General features: G+C 41.4%; 24 protein-coding genes and 1 pseudogene. 15 read left to right on the top strand and 10 right to left on the bottom strand.

Annotated elements, in window-relative coordinates; genetic code table 11:
• From AC058W_RS06965 to AC058W_RS06905, 13 genes and pseudogenes are all read left to right on the top strand, one after another.
• A partial coding sequence (locus AC058W_RS06965; RefSeq protein ID WP_479389874.1) for an ATP synthase subunit I occupies positions 1-316 on the top strand: 316 nt, incomplete at its 5' end.
• Positions 317-514: 198 nt separating this feature from the next.
• Positions 515-1,273, top strand: coding sequence for a F0F1 ATP synthase subunit A (locus AC058W_RS06960; RefSeq protein WP_117674866.1), 759 nt, complete (start codon positions 515-517; stop codon positions 1,271-1,273).
• Positions 1,274-1,421: 148 nt separating this feature from the next.
• Entirely contained in the window at positions 1,422-1,700 is a 279-nt protein-coding gene (gene atpE, locus AC058W_RS06955; RefSeq protein ID WP_117674865.1) for an ATP synthase F0 subunit C, read from the top strand.
• Between the two features lie 113 nt (positions 1,701-1,813).
• A complete protein-coding gene (gene atpF / locus AC058W_RS06950; RefSeq protein WP_117675022.1) occupies positions 1,814-2,317 on the top strand; it encodes a F0F1 ATP synthase subunit B in 504 nt (167 codons plus the stop codon).
• Complete coding sequence (locus AC058W_RS06945; RefSeq protein ID WP_479389873.1) at positions 2,314-2,556, top strand: F0F1 ATP synthase subunit delta; 243 nt, start codon at positions 2,314-2,316, stop codon at positions 2,554-2,556. Before atpF ends, AC058W_RS06945 begins: the two co-directional genes overlap by 4 nt.
• Entirely contained in the window at positions 2,531-2,854 is a 324-nt protein-coding gene (gene atpH / locus AC058W_RS06940; protein WP_479389872.1) for an ATP synthase F1 subunit delta, read from the top strand. Before AC058W_RS06945 ends, atpH begins: the two co-directional genes overlap by 26 nt.
• 110 nt (positions 2,855-2,964) lie before the next feature.
• Positions 2,965-4,494 carry a F0F1 ATP synthase subunit alpha gene (gene atpA / locus AC058W_RS06935; RefSeq protein ID WP_117674863.1) on the top strand — a complete coding sequence of 510 codons (1,530 nt, stop codon included), beginning with the start codon at positions 2,965-2,967 and terminating at the stop codon, positions 4,492-4,494.
• 20 nt (positions 4,495-4,514) lie between these two features.
• A complete protein-coding gene (gene atpG / locus AC058W_RS06930; RefSeq protein ID WP_118590675.1) occupies positions 4,515-5,372 on the top strand; it encodes an ATP synthase F1 subunit gamma in 858 nt (285 codons plus the stop codon).
• 86 nt (positions 5,373-5,458) lie between these two features.
• Positions 5,459-6,853, top strand: coding sequence for a F0F1 ATP synthase subunit beta (atpD, locus tag AC058W_RS06925; protein ID WP_008704959.1), 1,395 nt, complete (start codon positions 5,459-5,461; stop codon positions 6,851-6,853).
• 15 nt (positions 6,854-6,868) lie between these two features.
• Complete coding sequence (gene atpC / locus AC058W_RS06920; RefSeq protein ID WP_117674861.1) at positions 6,869-7,270, top strand: ATP synthase F1 subunit epsilon; 402 nt, start codon at positions 6,869-6,871, stop codon at positions 7,268-7,270.
• A 602-nt stretch (positions 7,271-7,872) separates the two neighbouring features.
• Entirely contained in the window at positions 7,873-8,688 is an 816-nt protein-coding gene (locus AC058W_RS06915) for an alpha/beta fold hydrolase (protein ID WP_118137917.1), read from the top strand.
• A gap of 56 nt (positions 8,689-8,744) precedes the next feature.
• Positions 8,745-9,348 (top strand): annotated as a pseudogene (locus tag AC058W_RS06910) (Type 1 glutamine amidotransferase-like domain-containing protein).
• A gap of 302 nt (positions 9,349-9,650) precedes the next feature.
• A complete protein-coding gene (locus AC058W_RS06905; protein WP_012744332.1) occupies positions 9,651-9,887 on the top strand; it encodes a DUF6061 family protein in 237 nt (78 codons plus the stop codon).
• A 118-nt stretch (positions 9,888-10,005) separates the two neighbouring features.
• On the opposite strand, the gene AC058W_RS06900 is transcribed toward AC058W_RS06905, so the two are convergent.
• The 10 genes from AC058W_RS06900 to AC058W_RS06855 form a co-directional block, all read right to left on the bottom strand.
• A complete protein-coding gene (locus AC058W_RS06900; RefSeq protein ID WP_016304801.1) occupies positions 10,006-10,641 on the bottom strand; it encodes an HAD family hydrolase in 636 nt (211 codons plus the stop codon).
• Positions 10,631-11,233, bottom strand: a complete 603-nt coding sequence (locus AC058W_RS06895; RefSeq protein WP_118591864.1) for a sugar O-acetyltransferase — start codon at positions 11,231-11,233, stop codon at positions 10,631-10,633. The genes AC058W_RS06900 and AC058W_RS06895 overlap by 11 nt, the downstream gene beginning before the upstream one ends.
• Before the next feature lie 11 nt (positions 11,234-11,244).
• Complete coding sequence (locus AC058W_RS06890; protein ID WP_019162948.1) at positions 11,245-11,844, bottom strand: HDOD domain-containing protein; 600 nt, start codon at positions 11,842-11,844, stop codon at positions 11,245-11,247.
• Between the two features lie 108 nt (positions 11,845-11,952).
• Positions 11,953-12,165: a hypothetical protein gene (locus AC058W_RS06885; RefSeq protein ID WP_479389871.1), complete on the bottom strand. Its 213-nt coding sequence runs from the start codon at positions 12,163-12,165 to the stop codon at positions 11,953-11,955.
• Between the two features lie 89 nt (positions 12,166-12,254).
• Complete coding sequence (locus AC058W_RS06880; protein ID WP_016304806.1) at positions 12,255-13,166, bottom strand: AraC family transcriptional regulator; 912 nt, start codon at positions 13,164-13,166, stop codon at positions 12,255-12,257.
• Positions 13,167-13,389: 223 nt separating this feature from the next.
• Entirely contained in the window at positions 13,390-14,094 is a 705-nt protein-coding gene (locus AC058W_RS06875; protein ID WP_055196675.1) for a DUF6040 family protein, read from the bottom strand.
• Positions 14,078-15,799 (bottom strand): MobA/MobL family protein, encoded by a 1,722-nt coding sequence (locus AC058W_RS06870; RefSeq protein ID WP_182448711.1) that lies wholly within the window; start codon positions 15,797-15,799, stop codon positions 14,078-14,080. The genes AC058W_RS06875 and AC058W_RS06870 overlap by 17 nt, the downstream gene beginning before the upstream one ends.
• Complete coding sequence (locus tag AC058W_RS06865; protein ID WP_117674855.1) at positions 15,756-16,127, bottom strand: hypothetical protein; 372 nt, start codon at positions 16,125-16,127, stop codon at positions 15,756-15,758. Before AC058W_RS06865 ends, AC058W_RS06870 begins: the two co-directional genes overlap by 44 nt.
• Positions 16,127-16,441 (bottom strand): hypothetical protein, encoded by a 315-nt coding sequence (locus AC058W_RS06860; RefSeq protein WP_008394181.1) that lies wholly within the window; start codon positions 16,439-16,441, stop codon positions 16,127-16,129. Before AC058W_RS06860 ends, AC058W_RS06865 begins: the two co-directional genes overlap by 1 nt.
• 140 nt (positions 16,442-16,581) lie before the next feature.
• Positions 16,582-16,812, bottom strand: coding sequence for a helix-turn-helix domain-containing protein (locus AC058W_RS06855; protein WP_004843519.1), 231 nt, complete (start codon positions 16,810-16,812; stop codon positions 16,582-16,584).
• A gap of 171 nt (positions 16,813-16,983) precedes the next feature.
• Here AC058W_RS06855 and AC058W_RS06850 point away from each other — a divergent pair, with 171 nt between their 5' ends.
• Both AC058W_RS06850 and AC058W_RS06845 read left to right on the top strand, forming a co-directional pair.
• Positions 16,984-17,613: a helix-turn-helix domain-containing protein gene (locus AC058W_RS06850; protein ID WP_015530715.1), complete on the top strand. Its 630-nt coding sequence runs from the start codon at positions 16,984-16,986 to the stop codon at positions 17,611-17,613.
• Positions 17,614-17,830: 217 nt separating this feature from the next.
• Positions 17,831-19,297, top strand: a complete 1,467-nt coding sequence (locus tag AC058W_RS06845; RefSeq protein WP_479389870.1) for an IS1182 family transposase — start codon at positions 17,831-17,833, stop codon at positions 19,295-19,297.
• The last annotated feature ends 268 nt before the right edge of the window (positions 19,298-19,565 follow it).

The following is a 19,565-nucleotide window of genomic DNA, read 5'->3' as shown; positions in this document are numbered from 1 at the left end:
AGTAATGCATGGATTTATGCCTCAGAAAGTACCACTTGATTATACGGTATTTCTTGGAGGTGCAGTCGGAGGATGTGTGGCAGTCCTGAATTTCTTTTTCATGGGACTGGCAGTACAGAAGGCTGCGGCAGCGACAGATGAAGACACAGCGAGGATGAGAATTAAAGCAAGTTATTCTCAGAGAATGCTGCTCCAGATGCTGTGGGTGGTCGTTGCGATCGTTGCACCATGTTTCCATTTTGTGGCAGGAATCGTTCCGCTTTTATTTCCTGGAACAGGAATTAAAATAGCAGGAATTTTTCATAATAAGAAATAGTTGCTGTATGTGACCGGAATCAGGCGGACATCTGTGATTATAACAATTGTAGTATTCTATAAAATTGCTATAGATCAGAAAAATTTTTTATGAAGCTGCAGAGAAACGATTCGGGTAACGGACAGCAAGACGGATTACAAATATCTGTTCTATCAAGCCGGAAAACAGACCGGTAGAGACGGGAGGTGAATAAAGAGTATGGAGTTGGATATTACCGGGGCAAGGATATTCTTTACATTGCCCATCAATGTGCCTTTTCTCGGACCGTTAAGGATCAGTGAGACAATGGTAGTAAGCTGGATCGTAATGATTTTGATTACAGGACTGTGCATCTGGCTGACACATGATCTGAAAGAAGAGAATATTTCCAAGAGACAGGCGTTGGCTGAGCTTATAGTAGAGAAAGCCAATAGCTTTGTAGTTGGAAACATGGGTGAGAAATTCAGATACATGATACCTTTTGTTGCAGCGCTTTTTGCGACAAGCGTGGTTTCCAATCTGATCAGTCTTATCGGACTTCGAAGCCCTACAGCCGATCTTTCTACAGAAGCGGCATGGGCGGTTGTGGTTTTTATCATGATCACAGCACAGAAGATCAAGACCGGCGGAGTTGGTGGTTATCTGAAAGGATTTACGACCCCGATTGCAGTTATGACACCGTTTAATATTCTTTCCGAGCTGGCTACACCTGTCAGTATGGCGTGTCGTCATTTCGGAAATATCCTTTCCGGTGTAGTAATCAATGGTCTGATTTATGGGGCACTGGCAGTTGCAAGTTCTGCACTTCTGGGACTGATCCCGGGTGTAGTCGGAGATGTACTGTCAAAGATACCGATTCTTGATGTCGGTGTACCTGCGATTCTGTCAGTCTATTTCGACTGGTTTTCAGGAATCATGCAGGCGTTCATTTTCTGTATGCTGACGGTAATGTATATCGCCAATGCAGCAGAGGAGTAGCAGAGATTTCAGCAGAATAATTATAACCATATCATTGTTGGAAATGAATTGATAACAGTGGTAATCGAAAAACAGCTGAAATATAACAGATGAGATGAAAGATAGCAGGGGAAAAGCTGCAAAATATTTCTAACAGGAGGGTTTTACTATGGATTTTCAGTTACTGGCAAAAGGTATCGCATTAGCAGGTTGTGCAATTGGAGCAGGATGTTCACTGATCGCAGGTATCGGCCCTGGTATTGGTGAAGGTAACGCAGTAGCTAAGGCACTGGAAGCAATCGGACGTCAGCCTGAGTGCAAAGGCGATGTTACTTCTACTATGCTTCTTGGATGTGCAATCGCAGAGACAACCGGTATCTACGGTTTCGTAACCGGTCTGTTACTTATCTTCGTTGCACCTGGTATGTTCATGAACTTCCTGAGCTGATAAGAAAGCGCAGATGCCGGATATGACAGATGAGAGGCATCTGATTGGAACTTGTGGAGATTTCCGGCAACAGCTGGATGAATCCGCATAAGTATAGACAGGAGGTTACAAACATGCAGGTACAGGAATTAGTTGGAATTGTGCCGTGGAATTTTATAGCGACGATTTGCAACCTTTTTATTCAGGTATATCTGATCAAACGTTTCCTCTTCAAGCCGATCAACGAGATGCTGGACAAGCGTAAGGCGAAAGCAGATGCTGAGATTCAGGATGCGGTGAAGGCAAAAGAAGAAGCCCAGGCAATGAAAGAAGAATATGAGAAGAATATGCAGGAAGCTAAGAATAAAGCAAACGACATTGTGATGACAGCTCAGAAAACAGCTGCGATCCAGAGTGAAGAGATGATTAAAGAAGCTTCCAGTCAGGTAACTGCCATGAAAGAAAAGGCAGAGAAAGACATTGCCCAGGAGAAACGTAAAGCAGTCAACGAGATCAAAGAAGAGATTGGCGGTATGGCTGTTGAGATTGCCGGAAAAGTGATCGAGCGCGAAATTAATGAAGAAGATCATACAAAACTGATTGATGAGTTTATTGAGAATGTAGGTGAGGCATCATGACAAAAACTGCCAGAGTGTACGGCGGCAGCCTGTATGACCTTGCCGCTGAGGAGAAACTCGATGGACAGATCATGGAGCAGATGATCGCGGTCAGACAGATTTTTCGAGAAAATCCGGGATATCTGAAATTGCTGGGAGAACCGGCAATTCCTGAGGAAGAGAGACTTAAGATGATCGAAGAGGCTTTCGGAGGACAGGCAGAGAAGATATCTGGTGAATTTCCTGAAATTATTGTGTGAACGCAAGATTCTGAGAGAATTTGCCGGATGCTGCGAAGAGTTCATCAGACGCTACAACAGTGCACATGGAATCGCAGAAGCGGTAGTGACGAGTGCAGTGAAGCTCAGTGAAACTCAGATGGAGGCTCTGAAAGCGAAGCTTGAGAAAATAAGCGGAAAGCAGGTGTATCTGGTACAGAAGACCGATACATCCGTAATCGCCGGACTTCGTGTGGAACTGGAAGGCGTGCAGCTTGACGGTACAGTGCAGAGTCGTATTTCCGGTATTTCAAAGAAACTGAATGAAATGGTAATGTGAGAAGATATCAGGATTGCAGGTTAAGAAGTCATTTCGTGCGGACACGAATGATTTTAGTATGCTGGTCCTGGAATCGAAAATAAAAGAATATAAAAGGATGGAATGGAAACATGCAATTAAAACCTGAGGAAATCTCCAAGGTCATCCGAAGCCAGATAAAATATTACGAAAATGCCATTCAACAGAACGAGACAGGTACGATCCTTATGGTCGGTGATGGAATCGCCAGAGCCAGCGGACTGGTAAATTGTATGTCAGGAGAGCTTCTGGAATTTGAGGACGGAAGTTTCGGTATGGCACAGAACCTGGAGGAGAACAGTGTCTCCATCGTAATCTTTGGTTCAGATGAGAACATTGGTGAGGGTCAGACCGTAAAGCGTACAGGCAAGGTCGTGTCTGTACCGGTAGGCGACGCCATGGTTGGACGTGTTGTAAATGCACTGGGACAGCCAATTGACGGAGCAGGCCCTATTGATACAAAAGAATTCCGGCCGATTGAGAGTAAGGCACCTGGAATCTGTGAGAGAAGGTCTGTATATCAGCCTCTCCAGACAGGTATCAAAGCCATCGACTCCATGATCCCTATCGGACGTGGACAGCGTGAACTTATCATTGGTGACCGTCAGACCGGTAAAACAACGATTGCTACAGATACCATCATTAACCAGAAGGGAAAAGATGTGATCTGTATCTATGTAGCCATCGGACAGAAACGTTCCACAGTAGCTACATTAGTAGAGAACCTGACAAGAAATGGCGCGATGGATTACACCATCGTCGTAGCTGCTACAGCATCTGAGTCAAGCCCGCTGCAGTATATCGCACCGTATTCCGGCTGTGCAATGGGCGAGTACTTTATGAATAAGGGAAAAGACGTGCTGATCATTTATGATGATCTGAGTAAGCATGCGGTTGCATATCGCGCACTTTCCCTGCTGATCCGTCGTCCACCTGGACGTGAAGCTTACCCGGGTGATGTTTTCTATCTGCATTCCAGACTTCTGGAACGTGCAGCGAAGCTGGACGATGAACATGGCGGTGGCTCCATGACAGCACTGCCGATCATTGAGACACAGGCAGGTGATGTATCTGCTTATATTCCTACTAACGTTATTTCTATTACAGACGGACAGATCTTCCTGGAGACAGAGTTATTCCATTCAGGAATCATGCCTGCTGTAAACCCGGGTATCTCCGTATCACGAGTTGGTGGTGATGCGCAGATCAAGGCAATGAAGAAGGTAGCAGGAACACTGAAACTGATTTATTCCCAGTACCGTGAGCTGCAGAGCTTCGCACAGTTTGGTTCTGATCTGGATGCTGATACGAAGGCGCGTCTGGAACAGGGTGCACGTATCGTGGAAGTTTTGAAACAGAACCAGAATGCACCGGTTCCTGTAGAGAAACAGGTAGCGATTCTTTATGCGGTCACCAAGGGTGTTCTGGAAGCAGTTAAAGTTGAAGATGTAAGTGTATATGAATCAGGATTATATACGTATCTGGATACAGATGCAGCAGGCGTGGAAGTGATGCAGGAAATCCGCACAACAGGTAAACTAGAGCAGGAAACAGAGCAGAAACTACGCAGTGTGCTGGATGCGTACACAGAGAATTTCCTGAATACAAGACCTGAGAAATAAAGTGATTAGGAGGGTATCGTATGGCTTCGAATATGAAAGCGGTAAAGCTGCGTATCAAGAGTGTACAGAGTACTATGCAGATTACCAAGGCCATGGAGCTTGTAGCATCCTCCAAACTGCGTAAGGCAAAGGAACGTGCAGAGGTATGCCGTCCGTACTTTACAGAACTTCATGAGACATTGAAAGAGATTGCAAGAGAGAATACAGATTTCTCATCTGTTTATGCGAAAGAGTCCTCCAACAATAAAACCTGCTATGTAGTGATCGCGGGTGACAGAGGACTGGCAGGCGGATACAATGCAAATCTTTTCAAGTGTCTGGAGGCTTCGGCAGAAGGTAAGGACTACATGGTTCTGCCGGTTGGAAAGAAAGCAGTGGAATATCTCCGTCAGAGAGGGATAGAAGCTCTGACAGAACAGTTTGCAGAGGCAGGAAGTATTTCTGTAGCGGACTGTTTTGAAATGGCAAATATGCTCTGCACGGAATTTCGCAAAGGAACCTTTGGCCATATTGAATTATGCTATACTGTCTTTAATTCCATGCTTTCCCAGCAGCCGGAGGTATTTTCCATGCTTCCTATGGCTGATATCAGAGAGGAAAGCGGCGGTAAGATAGAGACGAAGAATCTGATTCTCTATGAACCGGACGGAGAGACAGTATTTGATGCCATTGTTCCGGAATATCTGGCAGGACTGGTTTATGGTGGTATCTGCGAAAGTACCGCAAGTGAACTGGCAGCCAGACGTATGGCTATGGACGCAGCCACAAGTAATGCGGAAGAGATGATTGATCAGCTCAATCTGTATTACAACAGGGCACGTCAGGCAAGCATCACGCAGGAAATCACGGAGATTGTTGCAGGTGCGGAAGGTCTTTAAAATCTAAATATAATGAGCTGTCCGGTAACTGCCAAGAGGTACCGAACAGCTAAGATATAATTTCCAATAGATAGGAGATTACAAACATGAGTGAAAAACACATTGGCGAGGTAGTGCAGGTTATTGGTCCGGTTCTGGACATCCGCTTTGCGCACGATGAGCTGCCACCTCTTCTCAATGCCATAGAGATTGATAATGATGGCGCAAAGCTGGTTGCCGAGGTTGCACAGCAGGTTGGTGATGATGTGGTAAGATGTATTGCCATGAATTCTACTGACGGTCTGGTGCGCGGTGCCAAAGCTCTGGATACAGGCGGTCCAATTTCCGTTCCTGTAGGTGAGGAATGCCTGGGACGAGTATTTAACCTTCTGGGTGACCCGGTAGATAATCTTCCGGCACCGGAGGCAAAGGAACGCTGGTCTATCCATCGTCAGGCTCCTTCTTATGAAGAACAGATGCCTGCAACAGAGATCTTGGAGACAGGAATCAAGGTCGTTGACCTGATCTGCCCTTATGCAAAGGGTGGTAAGATTGGTCTTTTCGGTGGTGCTGGTGTAGGAAAAACAGTTCTGATCATGGAGCTGATCCACAACGTAGCAACTGCTCACGGCGGACTTTCCGTATTTACAGGTGTAGGAGAGCGTACGCGTGAAGGAAATGACCTTTATAATGAAATGAAAGAAAGTGGAGTTATCGATAAAACTGCTCTGGTTTATGGTCAGATGAATGAGCCGCCTGGAGCACGTATGAGAGTCGGACTTTCCGGACTTACAATGGCGGAATACTTCCGTGATGAGAAGAACCAGGATGTGCTCCTCTTTATTGACAATATTTTCCGTTTTACACAGGCAGGTTCCGAGGTGTCTGCGCTTCTGGGACGTATGCCTTCAGCCGTAGGTTATCAGCCTACACTGGCAACTGAAATGGGTAATCTGCAGGAACGAATTACTTCCACAAGAAAGGGTTCCATCACATCTGTACAGGCTGTATATGTGCCTGCCGATGACCTGACTGACCCGGCTCCTGCAACTACATTCTCACATCTGGATGCAACAACTGTACTTTCCCGTGAGATCTCCAGCCAGGGTATTTATCCGGCCGTTGATCCTCTGGATTCCACAAGTCGTATCCTTTCTCCTGAAATCGTAGGAACAGAGCATTATGAGATTGCCAGATCAGTGCAGAGGGTTCTTCAGCGTTACAAAGAGCTTCAGGACATCATTGCCATCATGGGTATGGATGAGTTGTCAGAGGAAGATAAACGTACTGTAAGCCGTGCACGTAAGGTTCAGAGATTTCTGTCACAGAGTTTCTCTGTAGCAGAACAGTTTACAGGTATGCCTGGCAAATATGTTCCGCTGAAGGAGACACTGAGAGGATTCAGGATGATCCTGAACGGTGAGTGTGATGACATTCCTGAGAGTTATTTCCTGTTTGTGGGAACCATCGATGAAGTGTTTGAAAAAGCCAAGAATCAGTAAAGGGGGAAATGTCCTATGAGTACTTTCCCGTTGAGAATCGGAACACCGGACGGACTGCTCTTTGAAGGTAATGTGGAGCGTGTGATCTGCAGAACTGTCAGCGGTGATCTGGCTATCCTTGCCAGACACTGTAATTACTGTACTGCCCTTGGAATGGGCGAAGCAAGTGTGGTAATGGAAGACGGCAGCAGACGGACCGCAGCCTGTATTGGCGGAATGCTTTCTGTTATGAACGGAAAGTGCCGTGTCCTTGCAACTACCTGGGAGTGGAAAGAGGATATTGATGAGCAGCGTGCACAGGAAGCTAAGAAAAGAGCGGAGGAGATGATCGCAAAAGGTGGTTTGACTGATCATGATTATAAGATTGTGGAGGCTAAGCTGCAGAGGGCGTTGGTGCGTTTGAGTGTGAAGAGTTGAGAAAATAGGAGTTATTGAAAGACTGACAGGAAATCCGGGAGGGGAGACTGTCGGTCTTTTTTTGCTTGTAATATGTTTTTTTGGGGGGGATATAGTGGGAAGAATCTGAGGGAGGGATTTGAAGGAGGGACGCATAGAAAAATAATTTATTTCATGTGCGGTTTCGGACATTAAGATATTCTAAGCTGCTAAAAATCTGCTAAATGCATGAGAAAAATGCCACAAACTCGCTTCGCTCAGACAGTGTGTCATTTTTCTCATAACGCAGATTTTGACCAGCTAAGAATATCTAAATATCCTGCAAATGCACATGAAATAAATTATTTTTCTATGCTGGTGGTTGGCTCTTTCAAATACACTTTAAGCGAAGCAGGTAAGTCCCCTGCGGAGGTTGCGAAAAACAATAAGCAGTGAGTGGGGACTTGCTTGTATCAGGTGTAGTAAGTTTGAAGTGACTTGACTAAGTAAATTAAAATGGAAATAGGGCTGATAGTGTGATATGATTTGAATGGCAAAAGATATTTTAATATAAAAAATCAATATGAAAATAGTTAAAGTTTTTCAGTTTGTGTAGCTGAGAAAAATGAGCGGAGGTGTATTTGTTGAAGGAAAGTACATATCAAACACCTTGTGGAAAGATTCATTATTGGTCAAGTATTCTGAGTTTGGATACAACGACGCTTATATTTCTTCCAGGGCTGACTGCTGATCATAGATTGTTTGATAAGCAGGTTGAGTACTTCGAAGGAAAATATAATATTATTGTATGGGATGCACCGGCTCATGCATCCTCCTGGCCGTTCCGGTTTGATTTTGACCTGTTTGATAAGGCAAAATGGCTGAATGGGATTCTTGAAAAAGAAGAAATCATAAAACCAATTATAATAGGTCAATCAATGGGAGGATATGTAGGACAGGCTTATGCACAATTGTATCCCGCTCAGCTGGCAGGTTTTATTTCCATTGATTCTGCACCATTGCAGAGAAACTATGTGACTGCAGTGGAAATCTGGCTTCTAAAAAGAATGGAACCAATATATGCACATTATCCATGGAAGTTGCTTTTGAAATCCGGAACTGAGGGAGTTGCAACTTCCAGTTATGGCAGAAACCTGATGCGGGAAATGATGCTGGTCTATGATGGTAATCAGCATCGTTATGCACAAATTGCCGGGAATGGATTTCGTATTCTGGCAGAGGCAATGGAAAAGGATCTGCCATATGAAATCAAATGTCCTTCCTTGTTAATATGTGGCACAAAGGATCATGCTGGCTCATGTATAAGGTATAATAGAGCATGGCATCAAAAAACGAAAATTCCTTTAAAATGGATTGAAGGAGCCGGCCATAATTCTAATACAGATAAACCGGAGATGATAAATAGTTTGATAGAAGAATTCCTTTCAAATATTTTATGACAGGCAACTCAAAGTCATTTGAATTGAAAAATCGAAATTTATAAAGGAGAATATTAATGAAATTATTTTTATGTTCGCACTTTTCAAGTGTAGGAAGTCTGATAAAGGAAGAAATTGAAAATAAGAAAGTCGCATTTATTCCAACAGCTTCACTGCGTGAAGGCTACATCGGTTATGTCGGCTCGGCTCGAAAATTATTCAAAAAGTTGGGAGCAATCGTAACTGAAATTGATATTTCAACGGAGGCTTATTCAACGATACAGTCTGTTTTTGAAGAAGCAGATGTGATATATTTTACTGGCGGAAATTCTTTCTTTCTTATGGACCAGCTCCGTAAAACGGGAACTGATGGGCTACTGAAAAAGGAATTGGCAAATGGAAAATTGATGATCGGCGAGTCGGCAGGCGCAATTATATGCGCTCCAAGCATCCAATATATCGAGCAAATGGATGAAAAGCCAGAGGACTACTCACAAGAAGATGATGCAGGGCTTGATTTGATTGATTTCTATGTTCTTCCGCATTATCTTACAGCACCATTTAAGAAAGTTACTGAGAAAATAATGACTGAGTTTTCGGATTTGAATCTATGCCCGATTAACAACCGTCAGGGAATGTGTAATTGATGGTGAAGGTTCAAAGGTTATTTGCAAAGACTAATTTGAAAATTCCAGTTGATATTCCACTTATTTTAGGAAATTTAATAACTATTATATTTGATTATCAAATTCTTCGCAAACCCTTGAAAACACTAAGTTTGTAGCAAGTGTACTTTCCCTTACTCTTTCCCTTGTGTTACATTCTCCCATTAGCTTTCATGAACCTTAATATGGGAAAAATTAAGGGAAAGAAAATTTCATAACACAGTATAACATATAACAATAACAACATGGTGAACTGATTGAAATGTTTTCGATATTTAACTCTATAACTGATTATTAAAAAAATGGAGATAAGATACGATGAGAACAATATTTGCAGAATACAATCCACACAGAAACAGCATTGATGTTTATACCAATGCCGGTTATATGCTCCGCATTGACTGTTGGGAAGCTGAGAAGAACTTAAAAACCACTCCTGGATCAGACTGCGCATTAAATACACTTGCTATTGATGAGCCACTTGAATATGCACGATTATATCTTGATGGTAATATGCAAATGTGGGTAGATGCAGAAGATTCTTTGGAATTGTAAACCACAAGTAGCCTGTATGCTTTATTTTACATACAGGCTACTTAATCAAAATCACCATAATTGATCAAGCAAGTTTTTTTAATATACCTCGGAGTCATTTTCGTTCGATCTTTCATCGCTAATAAAATTTCTCTGAAGTGATAGCAGATAACAGATTGGCAGGTTTTTCTAAAAAATAATCTGCTTTTATGTGCTTATTATGACTGCCCCATACTGCTAAAGCAAAATCAATTCCCGCATTTTCCGCACATTTACTGTCATATTTGCTATCTCCGATATAAAGTACTTTCCTATGGTCTGTTTTTGATAATTCCACATATTTCAAAATCGGTGCGGCATTGGGTTTATGTTCCTGTGTATCGTCTGCACATATGATTGTTTTGAAATAATGACTGATACCAAACGGACAAAAATCATGTGTAAATTCTTCCCTTGTCTTTGATGTGACAATCCCCATTTCATAATCCAGACTTAGAAGATTTTTCAATAATTCAACGATTCCGTCAAATACTTTAATGTTATTTGTATAGTTACGCATATTTTTATCCCATAATTCTATCGCATAGGAAGTGTCTTTTATCGCAAGTTTTTTCAAAGCGTCTGTTCCTGTAATCCCTAACGCAAATCTTAGTTCAGAACATGGTATCTCTCTCCCGGACAATCCCTTTATAGTTTCCTGTAAAGAATGTAATACAGCATATTCCGTATCAATCAGAGTGCCGTCAATGTCAAAAACGATATGCTTATACTTCATGATGCCACCTTTCCCTGTCTGTATCAAAATAACGTATCACCCTGCATGGATTTCCTACTGCAACACAATTAGGCGGGATAGGGCGGGTAACTACACTTCCAGCCCCTATCACGCTGTTTTTTCCTATAGTGACTCCGGGCAGAAGAATACAGCCGCCGCCAATCCAGACATTACTTTCTATTTCTATCGGACGTGCATAGGTTCTAAAAAATGTTGTCTGACGTTCCCTCCAATCCGGCACAAACCTTTCCTGTGGTAAGACAGGGTGTGAAGATGTATAAATCTGCACATTTGACGCAATCAATACCCTGTCGCCAATTCGGATAGTTTTGTTATCCACAAAGGTACAATTCATATTGACGATCACATCATTTCCCAAAAAAATATTTTTTCCATAGTCGCAATGAAAAGGCGTGTCGATTGCCACATTTTCCCCTATTCCGCCCAACAGCTCCCGAAGAATGGAAGTGCGTTTTTCTGTATCTCTATAATCAGAAAAATAATATTTCCGTGTTAATTCCCTTGTGCGGGCAATCTGCTTTAACGTATCGCTGTCCGCTGTTTCCAAAAAATCACTGGATTCGTAATACACAATATCCCCCCTTAACGAAAACTGTTTTCCATAACGCCCGGAAGCAGGGCATAGATAGAACAGCCAATCTGATCCTCAAACCGTTCTTTAATCTCTAAAATCTTTTTCCATCTGTCTATTGTCGCTGGGTGAACGCCGTATCGCATTGTCACGTCTACAAATCTCTTTTCCAAAAGACAGAACCCCGAAGGCATAGCCAATGCGTCACATAACTGTACAAGACGGTCATAATCATCATATACCGCATTTGCAACAAATTCTTTCATAAACAGGTAATCCTCATCACTGACATCAAACTCTCCGATAGATGTGGCAATATCCTGTATCATAAATGCGTGGGATATACATATTTGTGCGGCTTTTCCCCACCCACGCTCCATACAGTAACGATAGCCGTCTATCAGATGCCTTTCCGAACTCACTCCGGCATAACGTCCAATATCGTGTAACAGCCCGAAAATATACGCCTGTTCAGAAGATAAATCTTTACAGTGTGACGCAATGTTTTTACAGGCTTCGGCTACATACCGGGAATGTTCTGCCCATGCTCCCGGATTGGATTCTGCCGCTTCCCTTAATGCCAGTTCTGCGGTCTGAATGTTCAACTCCATTTTTAACTCCTTTCAAAAGGGCGGGGCTGGAAGATAAACTGTCCAGCCCCTTTATGATGAAATATTTACAGATAAATCAGCAATCCCCGGCATAGTACGAAACAATGTTCATATAGTCCGTTGGATTCGGAACTTCGAAACAAAGCCGCAAACAGTTTTTGTTTTGGGAGTATTGCCGCCACAAACTGCCCTGTATCTTTTTCTTCTTCCCCATCGATGTTTTGTTTTTTCACCATCCGGGCACAGCATGTTTACTTTGCCGGAACAGCTATTGACCGTATCTAAAAAATTTTTCATGTTCAGAATGTTCAGTTTTACCACTTTGCACTCACCTCCTGTAAATGACGGATTTACTTTACAGGTATCATTATAATGCAAAAGGTAATAGAAAAAATATTTCTTTTCTGCCCTTATCTATCACTATTCTGCCATTTTCTCCGATATTCTGTGGGTGAACAATGTGTGTATTCTCGAAAAACCTTTCCAAAATAACTGCTACTCCCCAAACCGCACTCATGGCTGATAACGGTAACTGCTTCCTGCCCCTTTGCTAGCATCTGACAGGCAGCTTGCAGACGGTAAGCCTTTATATACTCTACGGGTGTCATGTGCAGACAGTCATGGAACACTCTATAACACTCCCTTTCGCTTAGGTATGCTGCTGCCGCAAGTTCCGGGATAGAGATTTTCTCTCTGTAATGTTCGTGAATATATATCATCATCAGCTTTATTTTATCGTTGCTTTTATTATGTTCCCCCTTTTTTTCACGCATAGGACGGGATAGTTCAAAAAGCATGAGCCATATTTCTGTTAGGGTTTCCCGCAGTTTTATTTCATATCCAAATTCATCACTGGATAAACGAAATGAAGCGGCAAGCAGTTTCAAAATCCTTTCTTCTTCTGCATTGCCTGGAAAAAGCGGAATTACCTCAATCTGTGGGGCTGTTATGATAGGCGCAATATATTTTTGTTCAATCCTGCTTCCCTGTTCCCCGGCAAGTAGGGAAACATCGAAAATATGAAGTAGCTGTATATTCTTTTCTTTCTGCGATATTGCTTTTGTCATATGGAGTACATTGGAATTTACTATGCCGCCGCTTCCAGCCGGAAACAACAGTTTTCCTCCCGGCGTATCATATTCAATGCTACCACTTTCCATATAAAAAAGTTCCACTGTCTTGTGCCAGTGCCACGGTACATAATGTCCGATATACTTGTCAAGTTCTGCCCTTGAAGCGATATAGGGAAAATCTTTTTCAAAACCGGGAAGCAGTTCTTCCTTGCTTCCAGTATAAAATTCAATGCTATGGATATTTTTCATGTCTGTTCACCTGCACATCTGCGATTTTGTATCTGCTTTATGGATTAAATATACTAGAATAGCTCGGTAATTGTCAATCAATCAAAACAGATTCATTTGGAAGATTATAAAAAATAGTGTTAAAAATCAAAGAACAGTTTTCACAGACTCTAAAAATCTGGATAACTAAAAATAAGTATATTTGTTTTGTGAAAAACAGGCAGTTTTACCTGCCCATTTTACTTTAAAAATATCCTCGTTTTTCTCGCCAGTTTTTCACATAACATCGGATTCCGATATAAACCGCATGTACCAGAAGTAGCAACATAATGAGGTTTATCGGAATAATTGATTTTATCCATTTTCCGAAATAGATTATGATAGCTGTACTCATTATCACCACCATGATGCTGATAATATCCCAGCAATATTTCCGGTAGATTTTCCCCACCTGATAGCCAGTCCCGATTATCAGCAATCCCGTTATGATAAATAAAATTCCCATAACAATACTTACAATCAGCCAGTACACAATCCCTGAAATGATACTATTTGAGATTCCACTGCTTAACTGTCCGAAAGAATCTGCACCTGCAACAAATTTTTGAAACAGGCTTAAGATTCCTTTAGCAAACATACTGAAAAAGCTAATACAGTCACTAAAGAAAACTGGAGAAAGGATAGCAGTGAATAGTGTAATGGCTATACTGTACCATGCCAGCAGAAACAGGATACTTTCATAACCAGCCGTCATATTTTTATATTTTTTCTCTAACTGAATTTTACGGTTATCGCATTTTTCTTTTGCTTTTTGGTAAGCAGTGCGGTCACAGTTATCGCATTTCTCATAGGGCACTTTTTTCTCAACAGCTACCTCTGTTGTCTTTTGGTGTGTCTGTGCATAGCGTTTTGCCTGTTCCGCTTTTTCATACCTAAATTTCCATGCCACGACTTCTGCGTCGGCTCTTTTCCTGCTGTCTGTCTCGTTGGCTAATTGTTCTTCTATTTTCCTTAATCTTGTCCGCAATGCTTCGATATTCTCGACTCTGTTTTCGCTGTTCAATTTCTCGTTCAAGGTCAGCAATCTGTTTAGCTGCCTGTTCAGTTCCATAATCATCTGGTCTTTCTGATCCAGTTCGTCCTGCATCTGTTCTGTCATCTGTAGAAGTTCTTCCACTTGACCGACGTTCTCTAAGTTTACGCATTCTCGCATCTATATCCCTCACTTTCTCTATCTGCTGTTTAAGGTCAGTAATTCTCTGCTCTGTTTCAGCAATAAGCTGTTCTCGTTGTTCAGCTTCTGCGTTAATTCCTGCCATTGCTGATTCTCGGTTTCCAACTGTTCGATTCTGTTTTTCTGCTGTTCGATCTGGGAAAGCAGTTCTTCTGTATCTGGCAAAAGATTCAGCAGTCCGGATAACTCGCTGTTTAATATCTGCAAACTCTGGTTCTGCTCCTGAAAGGACAGAAGCTGTCTGTCTTTTTCCTGTAATTCCTGTACCATCTCTGCCATAAGGTTCTGCTGTTCCTCGATCTGGTTTATCATTGATTCCATCATGGGAATGACTTCCCGGCTTTCTTCTAATGTCATTTAATCGCTCCTTCCATAATGATAATGCACCTGATACTTTTCCAAAGGTGTCCAGTATCTTTTGCAATAACGTGTTTTGCTGTTTTATGATTTGATTTTCCGCTACTTTCCACGAACCTTTTATTTCCTGCCCGGCAAGAAATTTTTGTTCAATCTTTCTTGCGTCAGCACCTTCATGGATGGTAGGAATCTGGAGTTTTCCCTGTTTTTCATAAGAACGGTGATCAACCTGATTATGCAAAGGAAGATGTTCATTACACACCTTTGCCCACTCACTCCGCCACAGCTCACAATTTTTGGGATTGTTCCATCCAGTAGCATCGGTCAGCACCCGTTTCCATTGCAGGCGGTTTCTTGCACCAATCTTCTGGATTCCGTTTTCGTCTAATACAGGGATACGGATTCCATGACGGTCAGGGTTTTTCTTATCCTGCCACCAGTCCGGGTGGGATTCGTCAATCACGATATTTCCGCTTTTATCTCTGACAAAATCCCAATCCTTGACTTCTTTCTTTCCCCAAGAATGGTCCGGGTTAAAAGGTCGCATCGTCAGAAGCAGGTGGACATGGGGGTTGCCATCCCCTTTGTCGTGGATACTCCAATCAGCACACATTCCCTTATCCACAAATGTTTTTTGGATATAGTCGGATGTATATTGAATCTGTTCCTGTCTGCTCCATTCTTTTGGGAGGGCAAATTCAAATGACCTGCCAAGTTGGGCATCCGCACTTTTTTCAATCTTCAATACCTCATTCCATAATCTTTGTTTCTGAAATGTGATTTTGAATTTTTCTAAAGCAGCTTCTTTATCTTCTGACCTTTTGTAGCGGACAGATTTTTGAAAGCGTTTTATATTTTCTTCTGGTACTATCTGCCATTCAGGAGGTGCGTTTTCACACATCATCAGACTGGTGTAGACCACTTCTTTTTTAGAAGTGTAATAACTGATTCTCCCGGTTTCCTCGTTTTTCATCACATCCCCATTGAGATATGCGGAAGCGGAGATAACAGATTTCCCTTTACTTCGTCCGACTATTTTGATTGTGTAATGAAAAATCGCCATATCTGGATTCCTCCTTTCTGCACATCCGGTATAGATTTCCGGCAACATTGCTTTCGATTTTAGAAAAAGCAGCATTGCCAGAACGCCCTCTGCGTAAGAGTGCCCTGCGCATAGCAGCCTGCATGGAATGCGCCTCTCTGGCGAAGAGTGCCTCCTGTGGCATGAGCAGGTCTGGCTGAAAGCCCCGCCGACGGAACGAGCCCGGCAAGCGTGAGCGCAGACCGGTTGCCACTTGTGGCAAACTTATTGGGACGACCTCTGGTTGTCCATAAGTGCGCCTTTCATGAAAAAGCAATGAAGGGAATGAAAAACTCATCCCATCCGCCATTACACTTCCTCCATATCGGTATTTGTTTCTTTCTGCATTGCCTTTGAGAAAAATTTCCCATTGGCTTCCTGCTTTTTCAGAAAACCAATCAGCTTTGGGATGTCTTCCTCCTCAATAGTCGCACCAAGAACGGATTCCACCGCACCGCCAACCTGACAGAGCCTATGGGTTCGTTTTTTACTTTCTTCGGCTTTCTTTCGTTTTAGAAGTTCTTTCTTCTGTGCTGCATATCGTTTTGCTTTTTCAAGGCTTTCCTGTTCCTTCTTTTCCATTTCAAGCATTCGTTCTTCATAACTTTTTGTTGATTTTGCCATTCTTACATTCTCCTTTCCTTCACAAACATAAGTTCTCGGTTGCGTATCAGAAGAAGCACATGGTATAATCTTCTTGCGTGTAGGTATATCATGGCTTCGGTCTGATAGAACCTTTGGCGGTTTCTTCGGAAGCCGCCTTTTTAATTTGCCGCAGTTCTTGTTACGGCTTTTACATTTCCTCTATCCCTCAAATCACGACCTTCATTCGCTTCCATAAACATTTCCAGAATATCGGTTTTAATCAGGACTTTGCGACCAACCTTTAATACTGGAAGTTTCTTCCATTCTACAAGCTGTCTTAAGGTATTTCTGCCGATTCCCGTATAGTCAGCAGCTTCTTCGATGGATAATGCAATTTTTCTTTGCGTCATATAATCACCTCCTTATAAATTGCATTATGCAATTCTTGTGATGTAAGTATATCCTTTTTATATCTTTTTGCCAAGCGTTACGAAATATCAAAAACAAACTTTATGTTGCATATTGCAATTTTGGAAAAACAATGCTATAATTCATACATACCGAAAAAGGAGGCAGTCAGCATGAAAGATAAAGAACTACGCAAGCTGATAGGCAGCAGAGTAAAACAGCGCCGTCTGGAATTGAATCTGACACAGCCTTATGTCGCAGAAAAGATGGGGGTTACCGCTTCTACAATCCTGCGTTATGAGAATGGTTCGATTGACAATACGAAAAAAATGGTGCTGGAAGGTCTTTCGGAAGCACTCCATGTATCTGTGGAATGGCTCAAAGGGGAAACAGATGAATATGAAACCGACATTACGGATAAGAGAGAGTTACAGATTCGTGATGCGATGGGAGATATTCTGGAACAGTTACCGCTTGCCCTTACCAAAGAAGAAGATGCTTTTTCAAAAGATTTATTACTGCTGATGTTAAAACAATATGGTCTGTTTTTGGATTCCTTCCAGTTCGCCTGCAAAAATTTCAAGGGGAATGCTGGTCAGACGGATATTGCCAAAACAATAGGGTTTGAATCGAATGAGGAATATAATGAGATTATGTTCTTAAGGGAAATCACTCCTACCATCAATGCTCTTAATGAGATGGCAGACGTTGTAAGGCTCTATTCCAAGAAACCAAAAACAGCAGAACAAAGGCTTGCAAATCTTTTATCAGAAGTCTTATACGAAGATTCCGAATCGGTATAGTAAGACAACCGGAGTTATGATATACTTACACGCACGAAGCATTTCATCAGTTCCGATTGTCTAATATCGAAAGGAGATATACGATTATGGCAAAAGGATCTGTAAGAAAAAAAGGAAAGAAATGGTACTACCGCTTCTATGTAGGACACTACTGAAAAAGTGGTCGTAAAATCATATATCTGATATAATTAAGGTATCATAATTGTCGGAGGTTGAAATGTTATCATCCCAACTTAAACTTAGCCTTAGTTATTATTCAGATTTATATGACATGATTGTACCAAAAGATCATATTCTAAGAAAAATCAGGGAATTGGTCGATTTTTCTTTTATATATGATGAATTAAAAAATAAATATTGCCTTGATAATGGACGTAATGCAAAAAAACCTATATTGCTATTTAAATATCTGCTTTTAAAATATCTTTATAACCTTTCTGATAATGGTGTTGTTGAAAGATCACGATATGATATGTCTTTTAAATATTTTCTGGAATTAACGCCAGAAGAAGAGGTTATCCATCCTAGTCTTTTAACCAAATTCAGAAAGCAGCGTTTAAAAGATGAAAATATACTTGATCTGCTCATAAATAAAAGTGTAGAACTTGCCATAAATCAAGGTGTTTTAAAAAGCAATACTATAATTGTTGACTCAACTCATACAGAAGCCCGTTATCATAAAACTACTCAGAGAGAAATGTTGAAAAAAGCCTCTACTTCTTTAAAAGCAGCTTTAAAAGATTCTGATAAAGACATTTATCTGCCAGATGAACCTGAAAAACGAGCTTCTTTAGATGAGTATAATGAATACTGTCATGAATTATTAAACACAGTTCAGGAAAGTCCGTATTCAGAACTGCCAACGATTAAAGAAGAATCTTCTATGTTATCCGAAATTTTGGATAATCAGATTGATTGTTATGATCAATCCATTGACCCGGATGCCCGGATTGGCCATAAAACGGTCAATTCTTCTTTTTACGGATACAAAACTCATTTGGCCATGACAGATGAACGGATTATCACAGCAGCAACAATCACATCCGGCGAAGCATTTGATGGTCAGGAACTTCCAGTACTGGTTCAAAAAAGTAAAGCAGCAGGTGCAACCGCTAATGAAGTAATAGCAGATACCGCATATTCCACACTGGAAAATTTAAAAGATGCACAAAGCAATAACTATAAATTAATTTCAAAGCTTAACCCGAGCATCATAAAAGGGACTCGTTCAGAGGGCGGCTTTATCTTTAATAAAGATGCGGATACCATGCAGTGCCCAGCGGGGCATTTGGCTATAAAATATCGAATTGACAAACGTAGTAATCAGAAAAAGAATACACGTATCAAATATTTTTTCGATATTAATAAATGCCATGTCTGTCCTTATCGTAATGGCTGCTATAAAGAAAATGCAAAAACCAAAACGTATAGTATCACTATTAAATCGGATTATCATAAAAATCAAGAAGCGTTTCAAAAAACACAATATTTCAAGGAACGTTTCAAAACCCGCTATATGATAGAGGCAAAAAATAGTGAATTAAAAAATATACACGGATATAGTCGTTGTGATGCTGCTGGACTATCAAACATGCAACTTCAAGGAGCAGTATCAATATTTGCAGTCAATTTAAAACGAATTTTAAAACTAAAGGGAGAAGTCTGCCCAAATGAGGAAGAATAGGAAAATTCATCTCTCAAAAGGGTAGATTTTGCATCCCTCAAAACACTATTTTAGCAATATTTTATTATCAAGGAACATTTTTGCACATATTTGACGCCCTGTGATACTAAACTTACCACTTTTTCAGTGGCGTCCTATCAGGTGGTGAGATGAATTGCACATCTCGAGCATATCTGCTCAAAAAATCCCTAAAGAATCGCAAGAAACACTTGTTCTCCGATACACTAAATGTAGTATACTGAAAAAAGAACAATATGCTCTTGGGATT

Source organism: Blautia sp. CGZ-1-C1, assembly GCF_056504575.1.
Note: the sequence above shows the minus strand (reverse complement) of the source record. Positions and strands in the feature narration are given on the sequence as shown.

Coding starts and splice junctions, on each gene's coding strand:
- AC058W_RS06960 (WP_117674866.1), top strand. CDS start 515: ATGGAGTTGGATATTACCGGGGCAAGGATATTCTTTACATTGCCCATC.
- atpE (WP_117674865.1), top strand. CDS start 1,422: ATGGATTTTCAGTTACTGGCAAAAGGTATCGCATTAGCAGGTTGTGCA.
- atpF (WP_117675022.1), top strand. CDS start 1,814: ATGCAGGTACAGGAATTAGTTGGAATTGTGCCGTGGAATTTTATAGCG.
- AC058W_RS06945 (WP_479389873.1), top strand. CDS start 2,314: ATGACAAAAACTGCCAGAGTGTACGGCGGCAGCCTGTATGACCTTGCC.
- atpA (WP_117674863.1), top strand. CDS start 2,965: ATGCAATTAAAACCTGAGGAAATCTCCAAGGTCATCCGAAGCCAGATA.
- atpG (WP_118590675.1), top strand. CDS start 4,515: ATGGCTTCGAATATGAAAGCGGTAAAGCTGCGTATCAAGAGTGTACAG.
- atpD (WP_008704959.1), top strand. CDS start 5,459: ATGAGTGAAAAACACATTGGCGAGGTAGTGCAGGTTATTGGTCCGGTT.
- atpC (WP_117674861.1), top strand. CDS start 6,869: ATGAGTACTTTCCCGTTGAGAATCGGAACACCGGACGGACTGCTCTTT.
- AC058W_RS06905 (WP_012744332.1), top strand. CDS start 9,651: ATGAGAACAATATTTGCAGAATACAATCCACACAGAAACAGCATTGAT.
- AC058W_RS06900 (WP_016304801.1), bottom strand. CDS start 10,641: ATGAAGTATAAGCATATCGTTTTTGACATTGACGGCACTCTGATTGAT.
- AC058W_RS06890 (WP_019162948.1), bottom strand. CDS start 11,844: ATGGAGTTGAACATTCAGACCGCAGAACTGGCATTAAGGGAAGCGGCA.
- AC058W_RS06880 (WP_016304806.1), bottom strand. CDS start 13,166: ATGAAAAATATCCATAGCATTGAATTTTATACTGGAAGCAAGGAAGAA.
- AC058W_RS06870 (WP_182448711.1), bottom strand. CDS start 15,799: ATGGCGATTTTTCATTACACAATCAAAATAGTCGGACGAAGTAAAGGG.
- AC058W_RS06865 (WP_117674855.1), bottom strand. CDS start 16,127: ATGGCGGATGGGATGAGTTTTTCATTCCCTTCATTGCTTTTTCATGAA.
- AC058W_RS06860 (WP_008394181.1), bottom strand. CDS start 16,441: ATGGCAAAATCAACAAAAAGTTATGAAGAACGAATGCTTGAAATGGAA.
- AC058W_RS06855 (WP_004843519.1), bottom strand. CDS start 16,812: ATGACGCAAAGAAAAATTGCATTATCCATCGAAGAAGCTGCTGACTAT.
- AC058W_RS06850 (WP_015530715.1), top strand. CDS start 16,984: ATGAAAGATAAAGAACTACGCAAGCTGATAGGCAGCAGAGTAAAACAG.
- AC058W_RS06845 (WP_479389870.1), top strand. CDS start 17,831: ATGTTATCATCCCAACTTAAACTTAGCCTTAGTTATTATTCAGATTTA.